Source organism: Pseudomonas sp. (assembly GCF_041601375.1).
GTDB lineage: Bacteria > Pseudomonadota > Gammaproteobacteria > Pseudomonadales > Pseudomonadaceae > Aquipseudomonas.
On the sequence record NZ_JBFIIG010000105.1, the window covers coordinates 1 to 14,734 of the forward strand.

17 protein-coding genes are annotated in these 14,734 nt (G+C 63.7%); 10 read left to right on the plus strand and 7 right to left on the minus strand.

What is annotated here, in order from left to right; translation table 11 throughout:
* Positions 1-212: 212 nt before the first annotated feature.
* Positions 213-1,169, minus strand: coding sequence for a LysR family transcriptional regulator (locus ABZE94_RS14085; protein WP_372876138.1), 957 nt, complete (start codon positions 1,167-1,169; stop codon positions 213-215).
* Positions 1,170-1,274: 105 nt separating this feature from the next.
* Between ABZE94_RS14085 and ABZE94_RS14090 the strand changes: the two genes are divergently transcribed.
* Complete coding sequence (locus tag ABZE94_RS14090) at positions 1,275-2,030, plus strand: sulfite exporter TauE/SafE family protein (RefSeq protein WP_372876139.1); 756 nt, start codon at positions 1,275-1,277, stop codon at positions 2,028-2,030.
* On the opposite strand, the gene ABZE94_RS14095 is transcribed toward ABZE94_RS14090, so the two are convergent.
* Positions 2,020-2,874, minus strand: coding sequence for a LysR substrate-binding domain-containing protein (locus tag ABZE94_RS14095; RefSeq protein ID WP_372876140.1), 855 nt, complete (start codon positions 2,872-2,874; stop codon positions 2,020-2,022). The two genes, ABZE94_RS14090 and ABZE94_RS14095, sit on opposite strands and share 11 nt — an antisense overlap.
* A 96-nt stretch (positions 2,875-2,970) precedes the next feature.
* Between ABZE94_RS14095 and ABZE94_RS14100 the strand changes: the two genes are divergently transcribed.
* The 6 genes from ABZE94_RS14100 to queF all read left to right on the plus strand — a co-directional run bounded on the left by ABZE94_RS14100 (position 2,971) and on the right by queF (position 7,551).
* Positions 2,971-3,204, plus strand: a complete 234-nt coding sequence (locus ABZE94_RS14100) for a DUF1127 domain-containing protein (RefSeq protein WP_372876141.1) — start codon at positions 2,971-2,973, stop codon at positions 3,202-3,204.
* Positions 3,205-3,247: 43 nt separating this feature from the next.
* Complete coding sequence (locus ABZE94_RS14105) at positions 3,248-4,186, plus strand: DMT family transporter (RefSeq protein WP_372876142.1); 939 nt, start codon at positions 3,248-3,250, stop codon at positions 4,184-4,186.
* A gap of 16 nt (positions 4,187-4,202) precedes the next feature.
* Complete coding sequence (locus tag ABZE94_RS14110) at positions 4,203-4,673, plus strand: DUF3291 domain-containing protein (RefSeq protein ID WP_372876143.1); 471 nt, start codon at positions 4,203-4,205, stop codon at positions 4,671-4,673.
* A 13-nt stretch (positions 4,674-4,686) separates the two neighbouring features.
* Complete coding sequence (locus ABZE94_RS14115) at positions 4,687-5,898, plus strand: winged helix-turn-helix domain-containing protein (RefSeq protein WP_372876144.1); 1,212 nt, start codon at positions 4,687-4,689, stop codon at positions 5,896-5,898.
* Positions 5,899-5,970: 72 nt separating this feature from the next.
* Complete coding sequence (pyrF, locus tag ABZE94_RS14120) at positions 5,971-6,669, plus strand: orotidine-5'-phosphate decarboxylase (protein WP_372876145.1); 699 nt, start codon at positions 5,971-5,973, stop codon at positions 6,667-6,669.
* A 51-nt stretch (positions 6,670-6,720) separates the two neighbouring features.
* Positions 6,721-7,551, plus strand: coding sequence for an NADPH-dependent 7-cyano-7-deazaguanine reductase QueF (gene queF, locus ABZE94_RS14125; RefSeq protein ID WP_372876146.1), 831 nt, complete (start codon positions 6,721-6,723; stop codon positions 7,549-7,551).
* Between the two features lie 216 nt (positions 7,552-7,767).
* Here queF and ABZE94_RS14130 read toward each other — a convergent pair whose 3' ends face one another.
* Both ABZE94_RS14130 and ABZE94_RS14135 read right to left on the minus strand, forming a co-directional pair.
* The gene (locus tag ABZE94_RS14130) at positions 7,768-8,034 is read right to left on the minus strand and encodes a DUF4404 family protein (RefSeq protein ID WP_372876147.1); all 267 of its coding nucleotides are present in this window, start codon (positions 8,032-8,034) and stop codon (positions 7,768-7,770) included.
* A 612-nt stretch (positions 8,035-8,646) separates the two neighbouring features.
* Positions 8,647-9,369 (minus strand): HAD family phosphatase, encoded by a 723-nt coding sequence (locus tag ABZE94_RS14135; RefSeq protein ID WP_372876148.1) that lies wholly within the window; start codon positions 9,367-9,369, stop codon positions 8,647-8,649.
* A 248-nt stretch (positions 9,370-9,617) separates the two neighbouring features.
* Here ABZE94_RS14135 and ABZE94_RS14140 point away from each other — a divergent pair, with 248 nt between their 5' ends.
* Entirely contained in the window at positions 9,618-10,319 is a 702-nt protein-coding gene (locus ABZE94_RS14140) for a VacJ family lipoprotein (protein WP_372876149.1), read from the plus strand.
* A gap of 235 nt (positions 10,320-10,554) precedes the next feature.
* Here ABZE94_RS14140 and ABZE94_RS14145 read toward each other — a convergent pair whose 3' ends face one another.
* Positions 10,555-10,854 carry a PilZ domain-containing protein gene (locus ABZE94_RS14145; RefSeq protein WP_372876150.1) on the minus strand — a complete coding sequence of 100 codons (300 nt, stop codon included), beginning with the start codon at positions 10,852-10,854 and terminating at the stop codon, positions 10,555-10,557.
* Positions 10,855-11,063: 209 nt separating this feature from the next.
* Between ABZE94_RS14145 and rssB the strand changes: the two genes are divergently transcribed.
* Together rssB and rssC are read left to right on the plus strand one after the other, a co-directional pair.
* Complete coding sequence (gene rssB, locus ABZE94_RS14150) at positions 11,064-12,248, plus strand: two-component system response regulator RssB (RefSeq protein WP_372876151.1); 1,185 nt, start codon at positions 11,064-11,066, stop codon at positions 12,246-12,248.
* An 8-nt stretch (positions 12,249-12,256) separates the two neighbouring features.
* Positions 12,257-12,739 carry an anti-sigma factor antagonist RssC gene (gene rssC, locus ABZE94_RS14155; RefSeq protein ID WP_372876152.1) on the plus strand — a complete coding sequence of 161 codons (483 nt, stop codon included), beginning with the start codon at positions 12,257-12,259 and terminating at the stop codon, positions 12,737-12,739.
* 64 nt (positions 12,740-12,803) lie between these two features.
* Here the strand turns inward: rssC and tal are convergent, their stop codons facing one another.
* The gene (gene tal / locus ABZE94_RS14160) at positions 12,804-13,730 is read right to left on the minus strand and encodes a transaldolase (RefSeq protein WP_372876153.1); all 927 of its coding nucleotides are present in this window, start codon (positions 13,728-13,730) and stop codon (positions 12,804-12,806) included.
* 41 nt (positions 13,731-13,771) lie between these two features.
* The coding region (gene dusA / locus ABZE94_RS14165) for a tRNA dihydrouridine(20/20a) synthase DusA (protein ID WP_372876154.1) at positions 13,772-14,734 on the minus strand (963 nt) is incomplete at its 5' end.

Genomic DNA, 14,734 nt, shown 5'->3' on the forward strand with positions numbered 1-14,734 from the left:
GGTGCACTGCCTGCGGCGAGTGACACCCTACGGGTTGCGGATTGCTCGAGATAGTTGGGCGAACTGTAGGGCGGCTTCGGAGCGCAGCGACAACCCGCCAGTTTTGTGCTCCGCCGATGAACCATGGTGCACTGCCTGCGGCGAGTGACACCCTACGGGTCGCGGATTGCTCGAGATTATCCGGGCCGCACAGCCTGTCTGGCCGGGGCTGCTCAGTTGCGCTTCAGGCCGCTTTGCAGGGCCAGGTCCCAGGGCGGCAGCGGGCCGAAGCGGGCCTTGAGGAATTCCAGCAGCAGGCGGCTGCGTGAGCCGGTTTCGCGTTCCAGGCGCAGGGCGTAGATGCCGCTGGGTTCCGGCGGCGGCAGGCCGGTTTCGCAGAACAGCGGTAGCAGTTCGCCACGCAGCAGGTAATCGCTGATCAGCCAGGTCGGCAGGTGGGCGATGCCGAGGCCGGCGAGGGCGCCGAACAGCAGGGTTTCGGCGTTGTTGGCGGTCAGGCGCAGGCGTTTCGGTCGGCAGATCTGCAGCTTGCCGTCGACCTCGAAGCGCCAGGCGTAGGGCGGCGCCAGGCTGTCCCAGTCGAGGCCGTCGTGCTCGGCCAGTTCGCCGGGTGAGCGCGGCACGCCGCGGCGTGCCAGGTAATCCGGACTGGCGCAGACTACCCGCACCAGCGGCGCCAGGGCGGTGGCGACCAGACGGGTGTCGGCCCGCGGGCCGATGCGCAACACCAGGTCGACCTCGCCGAGGTGGGCGCCGTGCAGGTCGATGAAGCTGTCGATCAGGCGCAGTTGCACGTCCAGCCCCGGATAGGCGACGAGAAATTCGGCAATCGCCGGTGCCAGGTGGCGCCTGCCGAAAGGCGCGGGCGCGTCGATGCGGATCAAGCCTTCGGGCGCGCTGTTCAGCGACACGGCCTCGGCACGGGCCAGGTGCAGTTCCGCGAGGATGCGCCTGGCGCGCTCGGCGAAGGCCAGCCCGGCCGGCGTGACGCGTACCGCGTGAGTGCTGCGACTGAACAGGCTGCTGCCGAGCGAGCGCTCCAGGGCATCGATGCGTCGCGCCACCGCCGAGGGGGTGAGCGGGTGGCGCCGGGCGGCGGCGGAGAAGCTGCCGCTTTCCAGCACGTCGAGAAACAGGCTGAGCTGGTCGGTGAGGGCGTCGGGGTTCATGGGGCGGCTCGCTTGTGCGTGATCGGCACAGCAATTGTGCGCTGCTGTGCGTTTCCGGGCCAGCGCTGGCTGGCTAGCATGCGCAGCACGCCAACGGAGCCGCAGATGAACCCGATCGACTTTGCCCTGAACCTCATCCTCGGCGTGCTGCTCGGCACCCTGGGCGGCCTGTTCGGCATCGGCGGCGGCCTGATCGCGATTCCGGCTCTGGGTGTGCTGTTCGGACTCGACCAGCAGTTGGCCCAGGGCACGGCCCTGGTGATGGTGGTGCCGAATGTGTTGTTGGCGCTGTGGCGCTATCACCAGCGCAACCGCATCGACCTGCGTCATGCGCTGACCCTGGCGCTGAGCGGCTTCTTCTGTGCCTTGCTCGGGGCTGGTTGGGCGGTGACGCTGGATGCCGAACGCATGCGCTTGGCCTTTGTCGGTTTTCTCCTGGCGCTGGCGCTCTACAACCTGTCGCGGGTGTATTGGCGGCCGACGGCGGGCAGCAGCGAGCTGCGTCAACCCTGGCCCTGGCTGGCGGCGCTGGGCAGTGCTGCCGGTTTGCTCGGCGGCTTGTTCGGGGTCGGCGGTGCGGTGCTGGCCGTGCCGGTATTGACCGGCCTGTTCGGCACCACCCAGGTGATGGCCCAGGGCCTGGCGCTGGCCCTGGCGGCGCCGAGTACCGGGGTGACCCTGGTGACCTATGCGTTGCACGAGCATGTCGACTGGGCGTTGGCGCTGCCCCTGGCACTGGGCGGTTTGCTCAGCATCAGTTGGGGGGTGAAGCTTGCCCACTCCTTGCCCGAGCGGCTGTTGCGCGCGCTGTTCGCCGGCTTCCTGCTGCTCTGCGCGCTGCTGCTCGGCCTTAGAGCCTGAAGCCTTCGGCGATGTGCTCGGCCAGGGTTTCGGTCACCGGCGACTGGGTGCGCTCATTGCGCAGCAACACGATGCTGGCCGAGGGCATGGCCGGCAGGCCTTCGGCTTCGCCGATGATGCGCAGGTCGGGAGTGATCAGGCTCTGCAACTGTGCGGTGATCGCCAGGCCGGCGCTGACCACCGCCATGATCGCCGAGAGGCTGGGGCTGGTGTAGGCGAGGCGGTATTGCCGCTCCATGGCGTCCAGCGCATTGCAGGCCCAGGTGCGGCAGAAGCACTGGGCATTGAACATCGCCAGCGGCAGCGGCTCCTGCTCGTGGGGGCAGAAGCCCTGGGCTTCGGCCCAGACGATGCGTTCCTGGCGCAACAGCTGACCGATTTCGGTGCCCGGCTCGCGGGTGACGATGGTCAGGTCGAGGTCCTGGCGCTGCAGCAGGTTGTACGACGGCTCGCAGTGCAGTTCCACCTGCACCAGCGGGTAGGCCTGGGCGAAGCGCGAGAGAATGCCCGGCATGAAGCGCATCACGTAGTCATCCGGGGTGCCGATGCGCACCGAGCCGACCATGTGCGGCTCGCGCATGGTGTTCATCACCTCGCCATGCAGCTTGAGGATGCGCCGGGCGTAGCCGAGCAGCACCTGACCCTCGGCGGTCAGGCTGACCTGGCGGCCGTCGCGCTGGAACAGCGGGCGCCGGATCACGTCCTCTTCCAGGCGTTTCATCTGCATGCTGACCGCCGATTGGGTGCGGTTGACCATCTCGGCCGCTCGGGTAAAGCCGCCGTTGTCGGCGATGGCGACGAAGGTGCGCAGCAGTTCGCTGTCGATACTCGGGTAGTTGGCCATTCATCAATCTCCGAGATGGGGAGCATCAGAAACATTCGTTGGATTGATCATAAGCCCAGCGCGAGACTGTCGCCAACCCCCACAGGAGGCGACGAGATGAAAGGTCAAAAAGGTTATGCGATAGCAAGTGTGTGGCCACGCCAAGCCGTGAGCCTGGGTACTCTGGCCAAGGCCGTGTGGCATCAGTTCAAGCGCTGGCATGAGCTGGCCAGGCAGCGTCGGCAACTGGCGTCGCTCGGCGATGCGGCGCTCAAGGACATCGGCCTGAGCCGGGCGGATGCGCTGCAGGAAGTCGAACGGCCGTTCTGGGATGATCCGCTGGCGAAATAGTTGATTGAGGAGGATTTATGGTTGTCGCAAGGCGTGTGTCCGCATGAGTGTCGCGCGCAAGGGCGCCGATGTATTTCTGTTCCAGGTGATGATGCTGCTGTGCGCCATCTGGGGTTTCCAGCAGGTGGCGATCAAGCTGGCGGCTGCGGATATCGCGCCGTTACTGCAGGTCGCGCTGCGCTCGGGCATCGCCGCGCTCTTGGTCGGCGCGCTGATGCTCTGGCAGCGCGGCTGGCAGGGTTGGCTGGGCTGTACCTGGCGTGGCGGCGCCCTGGCCGGTGTGCTCTTCGGTCTGGAGTTCTTTTTTATCGCGCTCGGCTTGCAGTACACCTCGGCCTCTCACATGGCGGTGTTTCTCTATACCGCGCCGATATTCTCCGCGCTGGGCCTGCACCTGCTGCTGCCGAGTGAACGCCTGCTCAGGCTGCAGTGGCTGGGTATCGGGCTGTGTTTCGCCGGCATCGCCGTGGCGTTCGGCGTGGGCATGAATTGGACGGCGATGGATCGCTATGTACTGCTGGGTGATGCTTTCGGCCTGCTGGCCGGCATGGCCTGGGGCGCGACCACCGTGGTGGTGCGCAGCTCGCGGCTGTCCGAAGCGCCACCGACGCTGACGCTGTTTTATCAGCTCGGCGTTTCTTTCGCGCTGTTGCTGGGCTATGCCGCGGCGACCGGCCAACTCGGGCCGATCCACTGGACGCCGATCAGCGTCAGCAGCGTGCTATTCCAAGGCTTGGTGGTGTCCTTTCTCAGCTACTTCACCTGGTTCTGGTTGCTGCGCCGTTATCTGGCGTCGAACATGGCGGTGTTCTCGTTTATGACCCCACTGTTCGGTGTTAGCTTCGGCGTGCTGATTCTCGATGAACCCCTGAGCCTGAATTTCGTCGCTGGCGCGGCACTGGTGTTGCTCGGTATCGTCCTGGTCAGCAACCATGCCTGGGTCAGCAGGCGCATCAGCCTCTGGCGCTATGTCGAACGATAGAGACAAGGAGAACAGCATGTCCGCTTACCAGCTCGCGCAGCTGAACATCGCCAGCATGAAGGAGCCGCTGGAGTCCCCCGGCATGGCGGACTTCGTCGCCAACCTTGAGCGCATCAATGCCCTGGCCGAGGCCTCGCCGGGGTTCGTCTGGCGCTTGCAGGACGAGGCGGGCGATGCCACCGCGATTCGCCCATTCGGCGAGGAGGTGCTGGTCAACCTGTCGCTGTGGCGCGATGTCGAGGCGCTCAAGGGCTATGTCTACAAATCCGCCCATGCCGAGATACTCAAGCGCCGCAACGAATGGTTCACGCGCATGGGCGAGGCGCATATGGTGCTCTGGTGGGTGCCGGCCGGTCATCTGCCCAGCGTCGGCGAGGCTGCCGAACGCCTGCGATTGCTCCGCGAGCTGGGGCCGACGGCGCAGGCGTTCAGTTTTCGTCAGGCCTTTGCGCCTGCGGATATGCAGGTTTCGGCGGTTACCGAATGAGTTTCTTCGGGCTATGACTTCGACGCAGACACTGACCCTCGTCCAGGCCCGCCGTCTGGCGCTGCGTGCCCAGGGCTTCGGTCGTGCGCTGGCAGGCGAGGTCGGCCACCGCCAGTTGCTGGCGCAGATCGCCAAACTTGGCGTGTTGCAGATCGACTCGGTTAACGCTCTGGTGCGTTCGCATTACCTGCCGCTGTTCTCCCGCCTCGGCGCTTACGATCGAACTCTATTGGAACAAGCGGCCTGGAGTCAGGGGCGTCGTCGCGGCTTGTTCGAATACTGGGGCCATGAGGCCTCGTTGCTGCCGCTGTCGTTCTATCCGCTGTTGCGCTGGCGCATGCAGCAAGCGCGCAATGGCGAGGGCATCTATAAACACATGGCGCGTTTCGGCCGCGAGCAGCAGCCATTGATTCGCCGGGTCTTGCAGGCGGTCAGCGAGCAGGGCGCATTGGGCGCCGGCAGTCTGGGGCAGAAGGCCGCCGGCAGCAGCGCCTGGTGGGGCTGGAGCGCGGAGAAACATGCGCTCGAATGGTTGTTCGCCGGCGGCGAGGTGACCGTCGCCGGGCGCCGCGGGTTCGAGCGGTTATACGACCTGCCGGAACGGGTATTGCCGGCCGCCGTGCTGAATGCGCCCGAGCTGGACAGCGCCGAGGCTCAACGTCAGTTGCTGCTGCACGCGGCCGGTGCCTTGGGCGTGGCCACGGAGAAGGACCTGCGCGACTACTACCGCCTGGATACCCGCGACAGTCAGGCGCGGCTGGCCGAACTGCTCGAGGCCGGCGAACTCCAGCAGCTGAGTGTCCAGGATTGGGCGCAGCCCGCGTATTGCCGGGGCACGCCGACCATTCCGCGCAAGGTCGAGGCCAGCGCCTTGCTCTCGCCCTTCGACTCGCTGATCTGGGAGCGGGCGCGTACCGAGCGCTTGTTCGACTTCCGCTATCGCCTGGAGATCTATACACCGCAGCACAAGCGGGTGTATGGCTACTACGTATTGCCGTTCCTGCATCGCGAACGCCTTGCCGCGCGTGTCGACTTGCGCGCCGAACGCGCCCAAGGCCGTCTGGCCGTGCATGCTGTGCATGTGGAAGCTCCTGGGCTGGATGAGCAGGGCTTGGCGGCACTGGCGAGTAATCTGCAAGCGATGGCCGGCTGGCTGGGGTTGCAGCGTGTAGCGCTCAACTGCACGAGCAGCAACGCAGCGCACTTGCGTGCGTATCTCGGCTGAGGGCGGCGAGTCGGCAATTGGCTACGGCTTCCGCTACAATACGCGGCGAATTTGTCCTGCCGAGAGCCCACCATGTCCGCCTGCCAGACCCCGATCATCGTTGCCCTGGATTTCCCGACCCGTGATGCCGCCCTGGCGTTGGCCGATCGGCTCGACCCCGGGCTGTGCCGGGTCAAGGTCGGCAAGGAGCTGTTCACCCGCTGCGGCCCGGATATCGTCGGCGCGCTGACGGGCAAGGGCTTCGAGGTATTTCTCGACCTGAAATTCCACGATATTCCCAACACCACGGCGATGGCGGTCAAGGCGGCTGCCGAACTGGGCGTGTGGATGGTCAACGTGCATTGCTCGGGCGGCCTGCGCATGATGGCGGCCTGCCGCGAGACCCTGGACGGCCTGAACGGCGCCAAGCCGCTGTTGATCGGCGTGACCGTGCTGACCAGCATGGAACGCGAGGACCTGGCCGGCATCGGCCTGGATGTCGAACCCCAGGCGCAGGTGTTGCGTCTGGCGGGGCTGGCCGCGCAAGCCGGGCTGGATGGCCTGGTCTGTTCCGCCCAGGAAGCCCAGGCGCTCAAGGCCGCCTATCCGGCGTTGCAGCTGGTCACTCCCGGCATTCGTCCGGCGGGCAGCGCCCAGGACGATCAACGGCGTATCCTGACTCCACGTCAGGCGCTGGATGTCGGTTCCGATTACCTGGTCATCGGCCGGCCGATCAGCCAGGCCAAGGACCCGGCCGAGGCCCTGGCGGCGGTCGTGGCCGAGCTGGCCTGATGGCCCGTTAACCATTACAGACGCTCAATTCGACTCAACCAGGTTTTTGCCATGCATCCCGCCGCCGAAGATTCGCCACTGGGTAAATCCAGCGAATACATCGCTACCTACACGCCGTCGCTGCTGTTCCCGATTGCGCGCGCCGCCAAGTGGGCCGAGCTGGGCCTGACGGCCGAGACCCTGCCGTATCGGGGGGTGGATTTCTGGAACTGCTTCGAGCTGTCCTGGTTGTTGCCTTCGGGCAAGCCGGTGGTGGCCATCGGCGAGTTCGCCATCCCGGCGGATTCGCCGAATATCATCGAATCGAAATCCTTCAAGCTGTACCTCAATTCGCTGAACCAGACGGCGTTCGCCGACGTCGCCGAGTTGCAGGACGTGTTGCAGCGGGATTTGTCGGCGGCCGCCGGTAAGCCGGTGGGCGTGCGTGTGCGCAGTTTGGTCGAGGTGACGGCCGAGGGTGTGGCGACGCTGCCAGGGCAGTGCATCGATGACCTGGATGTGGTCATCAGCAACTACGCCCGGCCGCAGCCGGAACTGCTGCGTTGCGAGCCACAGCGGCTAGTCGAGGAAAGCCTGCACAGCCACCTGTTGAAGTCCAACTGCCCGGTCACCGGTCAGCCGGATTGGGGCAGCGTGGTGGTGCAGTACCGCGGAGCGGCGCTGGATCACGCCAGTTTGCTGGCCTATCTGGTGAGCTTTCGCCAGCATGCGGATTTTCACGAGCAGTGCGTGGAACGGATCTTTCTCGATCTGCAGCGCCTGCTCCAGCCCGAGTACCTGACGGTGTATGCCCGTTACGTGCGCCGCGGCGGTCTGGATATCAATCCCTATCGCAGTACGGCGGCGATAGCGCCGGACAACCGGCGGTTGGTGCGCCAGTAACCTAGAAAAGAGGCTATGCCTCAACAGGCTGCATGGCGCGCTGACTGTAGGAGCGGCTTCAGCCGCGAATTCTTCGAGGCACTGCAAAAGCCACACGGCTGAAGCGGAGTGCCGCCCAGCGGAACACCGCCCGGCCGCTCCTACGGGCAGCCCTCGCGCATGCAGTGTTCGCAACGGTTAACGGGTACAAGCCATTTTTAATGGTGCAGAGGGGGATCAGATCCCCATGTTGGCCAGGCTCTGCACTATGTTGCGCAAGGTGCCGGCCAGGGTCGGGTGGCTGGCTTCGAAACGTTCCACCGCCAGGTTGACGCCATCGATCAGGGAGGCATCCGGTGCGGCCGCCGCCTGGCGGGCCAGCTGGAGCTCGATTTCCTGGGTCAGGACATACAGCGATGCCCGTTCTTCTTCGGTCAGTGGCAGGTCCTGAGCCAACTGGTTGCGCAGCTCTTCCAGCTGTTGCTGCAGACGATTTGCAGGCATAGAACTCTCCCTCTATTGAATAGGCAAAACATTGGTCACGCGCCTTCGCGAAGACCCTTGCATGCTTGCTAGGGTAATCCAAGCGGCGCCGCTTTGCTTGCCCGGGATCAAATCTTCGAGCGCGATCGGGGCTTTTGTAGGATGCCATGTCAGCCTTGATTCTTGTGTGGCTTGGCGCCCGGTTGTGATGGGTATCGCTGCGCTCAAACCTACGCGGCCCGCCCCATCCTACAAAAGCTGGTGCAAACCAAAGCTATGGTGGTCACAGATCACCGGTTGGCAGATCAGTGCGGAGCAGAATCTAAGGCGGCCCGGACCGCGTCCAATTCGGAGCGTAGGGCGGCTCGGGCGGCGATTCGTTCGGAGCGAAGCGACAGCCCGCCAGCTTCGCGCCGTACCGGGCAACCCTGGTGCACTGCCTGCGGGTAGGGCGGTCGGGGCGCCGTCCGCTCGGAGCGAAGCGACAGCCCGCCAGCTTCGCGCCGCCCCCGGCAACCCTGGTGCACTGCCTTCGGCGAGACACCCTACAGATCGCGGGTTGCTCGAGATTGTTGGGCGAACCGCAGGGCGCTTGCAGGTGGCCGCAGTAGGCGAGCGTTTTTTCACCAGCACTCAGGGTTTTTCGCCGTTTTGTCGGCGTGAAGCGAGGTCGACCAGGCAGGGGGCGAGTTCGCTCAATTGATCGATTACCGCGTGCACGCCGAGGCGATACAGGGTCAAGGTCGCCTGGGTGCGCAGGCGGTCGCGCTCTGCTGCTGCGAGGGCTTGCCAGTCTGCCGGCGCCTGGCCGCAGAGTGGCCCGCAGGCGGCCAGGCCGATGGTCCACAGGCCGGCATTGAGGCCGGCCTGGAGCAGGCGCGGTTCGCCGCTGATCAATACGCAGCCATCGAGTTGCGCGACCTGCAAGTCCGCCAGGGCCTGCCAGCAGGCGTCCGGCGCCGGCCAGGCGCGGGTGGCTCCGCTCGGGCCGGCGGGGAGCCAGTCGGGCAGTTGGGCTGCCAGGGCGATGCTGACGTCGCGCGGCAGTTCATCGAGCCAGGCGCAGGGCACGTTCTGCCGATGCAGTTGTTGCAACTGCTGCAGAGCGCCCGGCGTGAGTTCGGCGTGCTCGCAGGCGGTTTCGCTCAAGGCCTGCTCGAAGGCCTGCCACTCGCCGGCGCTGGGCGTACGGCCAAGCCGTTGCTCCAGGGCTCTATGCGCAGCGGTGAACTGTTCGTCACCGTGTCGTGGATACAGGCGCTGCATGGCCGTGGGCAATGTGCGTGCACCAAAGTCCACCAGGCAACCGGATAGACCGAAAAGCAATGCACTGAAGGCGGGTAGGGTGGTTGACATGCAGGTCATCCTTGAAATAATCACCACCAGTCTGCAGGCCCCTTATGACAATGAGATGAAGAGGGCGTGACGGCGCCGATAAGGTCGTTCAGTTCGCCTGACGAGGGATTGGCACTATTGTATAAACGCTGTTTCCTGCATTTTGCCGCCCCCCTCGACTGCCAATTTGACCGCGTCTGGCTTTATACTGCCCGGCCGCAATGGCTGCCCTGAGGCCGGCCTGCAACTTTCTCAAGGAGAGACTCTTAATGCCTGTAATCGGTGTGAGCCGGATCGATCGACTGGGGCGATTGCTTGCCTGTGTCAGCCTGGTGCTGTTTCCGTTGCTAGCCCACGCTGGCGAAGAGGACCCGTGGGAAGGCGTCAATCGGGTGATCTTCCGCTTCAATGACACCCTCGATACCTATGCACTCAAGCCTTTGGCGCAGGGCTATCAGGCGGTGACCCCGCAGTTCCTCGAGGACGGCGTACATAACGTCTTCGGCAATATCGGCGACGTCGGCAACCTGGCCAACAACCTGCTGCAAGGCAAGCTGCACGATGCCGGCGTGGACACCAGTCGGGTGATCTTCAACACCACCTTTGGCCTGCTGGGTTTCTTCGATGTGGCCCGGGAAATGGGCCTGCAGCGCAACGACGAAGACTTTGGCCAGACCTTCGGTGCCTGGGGGCTGGGCAGTGGGCCCTATGTGGTGCTGCCACTGCTCGGTCCCAGCACGGTGCGCGACACGTTCAGCAAAGTGCCGGACAGCCTGCTCCAGCCATACCCGTATATGGACCATGTGCCGACCCGTAACGTCACGCGCGCTGTGGAGATCATCGATACCCGCGCCAGTTTGCTGTCGGCCGAGCGGCTGATCAGTGGCGACAAGTACATCTTCATGCGTAACGCCTACCTGCAGAACCGTGAGTTCAAGGTGCGGGACGGCGATGTCGAGGACGACTTCTAGCAGACTGTTTTCAGCAGCCTGCTAGAAGGCTGTCCGAGAATGGCAACTGACTCCAAATCGTAGGTTGGCGCTGAGGAACGAAGCCCAACACAGTCACCCTGTCGGGCTTCGCGGCCCGGCCCAACCTACAAACATCCGTATTCTCGGACAGGCGGTAGCCGTACTCCGTTCAAGCGTTACCTGCAAAAAAGGCGGCTCTCTCGGTCGCCTTTTTGCGTGTTGAGGTCTGCGACTTTCAGCTCATCGACAGAATCGCCAGGCCCAGAGTCTGGCGGCCATTGTCCAGGTCGCTGACACGCACCACCTCGGCTTCGGCAATCAGCCCTTTGAGCTGGTTGTGGTCGGAGGCGATATGTACCTTGATCTTGTCGCCCATCTTCAGCGCAGACTCGACTTCGAGCTGCATGCCGGTACTCGACAGGTCGAGGCACAATGCGGGAATTTCCTTTCCGGCATGCTGCAGGGTGACTGGTGCTTCCAGTCGCATACGGATGTAATCGCGTTTTTCACTGTAATCGTGATTACTTTGGCTCATGGACGCTATCCTCTTTGTTGTAGGGTTCTCCTGTGATCCTTATAACCTTCGCCGATTTGAGGTGTAAAGTCGCGTAGCGATGACGGGCGCATGCTTGAATCGAGGTGCGTATGGGAGTACCGTCAGCGCCTTGACGAGTACGCACGCGCAGGCCGATGGTCTGGCGCTTACGCCTAGCCTTGCCCCGGCGCAGTTTGCCTGGATACCCAATGCACACAACCAGTGCCACTCTGCTGATTATCGATGACGACGAAGTGGTGCGTGCGAGTCTCGCGGCCTACTTGGAAGACAGCGGTTTCAATGTTCTGCAAGCCTGCAATGGCTTGGAAGGCTTCGAAGTATTCCAGCGCCAACAGCCGGATCTAGTGATCTGCGATCTGCGCATGCCGCAGGTCGATGGTCTCGAGCTGATCCGGCGGATCAACAAGCTGCAGGCAGAAACCCCGGTTATCGTGGTGTCGGGCGCCGGCGTGATGAATGACGCCGTCGAAGCCCTGCGCCTGGGCGCCGCCGATTACCTGATCAAACCCCTGGAAGACCTCGCGGTGCTCGAGCATTCGGTGCGCCGTGCGCTGGATCGTGCGCATCTGCGCCTGGAGAACCAGCGCTACCGGGAACAACTGGAAGAAGCCAACATCGAGCTGCAAACCAGCCTGCATCTGTTGCAGGAGGACCAGAACGCTGGTCGGCAAGTACAGATGAACATGCTGCCGGTCACGCCCTGGCACGCCGATGGCTTGCAATTCGCCCACCAGATTATTCCGTCGCTCTACCTGTCCGGGGATTTCGTCGACTATTTCCGCGTCGATGAGCGCCGCATTGCCTTTTATCTGGCGGATGTGTCCGGGCATGGCGCTTCTTCGGCATTCGTCACCGTGCTGCTGAAGTTCATGACCACTCGCTTGCTCTATGAGTTGCGGCGCAATGGCAGTTTTCCCGAGTTCAAGCCTTCGGAAGTCCTTGGCCATATCAACCGTGGCCTGATCAATTGCAAGCTGGGCAAGCACGTGACCATGCTCGGCGGAGTCATCGACGAGCAGCAGGGCCAGCTGACTTACAGCATCGGTGGCCATCTGCCGCTGCCAGTGCTTTACAGCGAAGGCGAAGCGCATTACCTGACGGGCCGTGGCTTGCCGGTCGGCTTGTTCGATGAGGCCGAATACAGCGATCAGGTGCTCAAGTTGCCGGAGTCGTTCAGCCTGACGCTGCTGTCCGACGGTATTCTCGATCTATTGCCAGGCGATACCTTGCAGGAAAAAGAGCTGGCGCTGCCCCGCTTGGTCAGCTCGGCTGGCGGGACCCTGGATGGTTTGCGTCAGGTGTTTGGGCTGGCCAAACTGGAAGATATGCCGGATGATATTGCCTTGCTGGTGTTAAGCAGGAACCTTGCATGAATCCTGGGATGAGCCCCGGTAGGATCCAATTCGCTGAACAAGACGGTACCTTCGTACTGAAGTTCATCGGTGAGGTGCGTCTGACCCTGTGTTCGGCGCTGGATTCCACTATTGAAAAGATTTTTACCGCGCTGAATTTCTCCGCCATCGTCATCGACCTGACCGAGACGCGCAGCATCGACAGCACCACCCTGGGCTTGCTGGCCAAGCTGTCGATTCTCTCGCGGCAGAAGATCGGCCTGTTGCCGACCGTGGTCACCACCCATCCCGACATCACGCGGCTGCTGCAGTCGATGGGCTTCGATCAGGTATTCAACATCGTCGATACGCCGATTCCCTGTCCGGAGTGCCTGGACGATCTGCCTTCGCAAGATCAGACGGAAGAAGTGGTGCGGGCCAAAGTGCTGGAAGCGCACCGCATCTTGATGGATCTGAACGACTCCAATCGCGAAGCCTTCCATGACCTGGTCAGCGCGCTAGAGCATCACTGATAGACCACTGTTTTCAATAGATGAGTGCGGGGCGCGCGATGAAAATCGGCGCCCCGTGTTGCATTCAGACTATATCGGCGAGCAGCTTTTCCAGTTTTTCCTGGTCGCGAGCGAATTGACGAATGCCTTCGGCAAGCTTTTCCGTCGCCATCGGGTCCTCGTTCATCGCCCAGCGAAACTGGCTTTGCTCGAGGCTTTGCCGCGCCTCGGCGGGCTGGCCGCTGCTCAGCTTGCGCTCGAGCGGGGACTGGTCATCGGCCAGTTGCTGCAGCAGTTCCGGGCTGATGGTCAGGCGGTCGCAACCGGCCAGTTGCTCGATCTGACCAATGTTGCGGAAGCTGGCGCCCATCACCACGGTGGCGTAGTCATTGGCCTTGTAGTAGTTGTAGATACGCGTGACCGACTGCACGCCAGGATCCTCTGCCCCGACGAAATCACGCCCTTCGGCCTTCTTGTACCAATCGTAGATCCGGCCCACGAACGGCGAGATCAGGAACACCCCGGCATCGGCACAGGCCTGGGCCTGGGCGAAGGAGAACAGCAGCGTGAGGTTGCACTGGACGCCGGCTTTCTCCAGTTGCTCGGCGGCGCGGATGCCTTCCCAGGTCGAGGCGATCTTGATCAGGACCCGCTCGCGGCCGATGCCGGCCTGCTCGTACAGGTCGATCAGGCGTTCGGCGCGGCGCAGGGTGGCCTGGGTGTCGAACGACAGGTGCGCATCGACTTCGGTGGAGATGCGACCCGGAATGATCTTGAGGATTTCCCCGCCGACCGCCACGCCGAAGCGGTCGCAGGCCAGGCCCAGGTCGCCCCGGCTGGCGCTGACGGCATTGTTCAGCAGCTCGGCGTAGCGCGGCATGGCGGCGGCCTTGAGCAGCAGTGACGGGTTGGTGGTGGCGTCGACCGGTTGCAGGCGGGCGATGGCATCGAAGTCGCCGGTATCGGCGACCACGGTGGAGAACTGTTTGAGTTGATCCAGCTTGGAAGTCATGGTCCTGCCTTGTCGTTACTGATGCCATGACATTACCCGAGTCAGCGCCCTTGCAGCAATTGCGCGGCCTGATCGAACAGCGCCAGGGGCTCGGCGGTCTTGTGAATATCCACCGACAAGAGCTGGCGGAAACGCCGCGCGCCGTTGAAGCCCTGGGCCAGGCCGAGCATGTGGCGGGTGATGTGGTGCATGCTGCCGCCCTCGGCCAGGTGCTCGGCAATATAGCCGCGCATCGATTGCATCGCCTCGAAGCGGCTGAGCACAGGCGCCGTCGAGCCAAATAGCTGCTGATCGACCTGCGCCAGCAAATAGGGATTGTGATACGCCTCGCGGCCGAGCATCACGCCGTCGAAGGTCTGCAGGTGGGCCTGGCATTCCTCCAGGGTCTTGATGCCGCCGTTGAGGATGATCTGCAGATCCGGGAAGTCGCGTTTGACCTGCGCCGCCACCTCGTAGCGCAACGGTGGCACTTCGCGGTTTTCCTTGGGCGACAGCCCGGAAAGGATGGCGATGCGCGCATGCACGGTGAAGCTCTGGCAGCCGGCATGGCGCACCTGGCCGATGAAATCGCAGAGTTCCGGGTAGCTGTCGCGGCCGTCGATGCCGATGCGGTGCTTGACCGTCACCGGAATGCTCGCCGCATCGCGCATGGCCCTGACGCAGTCGGCCACCAGCGCCGGGTGGGCCATCAGGCAGGCGCCGATCATGTTGTTCTGCACCCGATCGCTGGGGCAGCCGACGTTCAGGTTGACCTCGTCATAGCCCGCGTCCTCAGCCAGCTTGGCGCAGGCGGCGAGCTCGGCCGGGACGCTGCCGCCCAGCTGCAGCGCCAGTGGGTATTCCGCTTCGCTGTGGCGCAGAAAGCGCGCGCTGTCGCCATGCAGCAGGGCGCCGCTGGTGATCATCTCGGTATAGAGCAAGGCATGGCGCGACAGCTGGCGAAGGAAAAAACGGCAGTGCCTGTCCGTCCAGTCCATCATCGGCGCCACGGAGAAGCGGCGGGA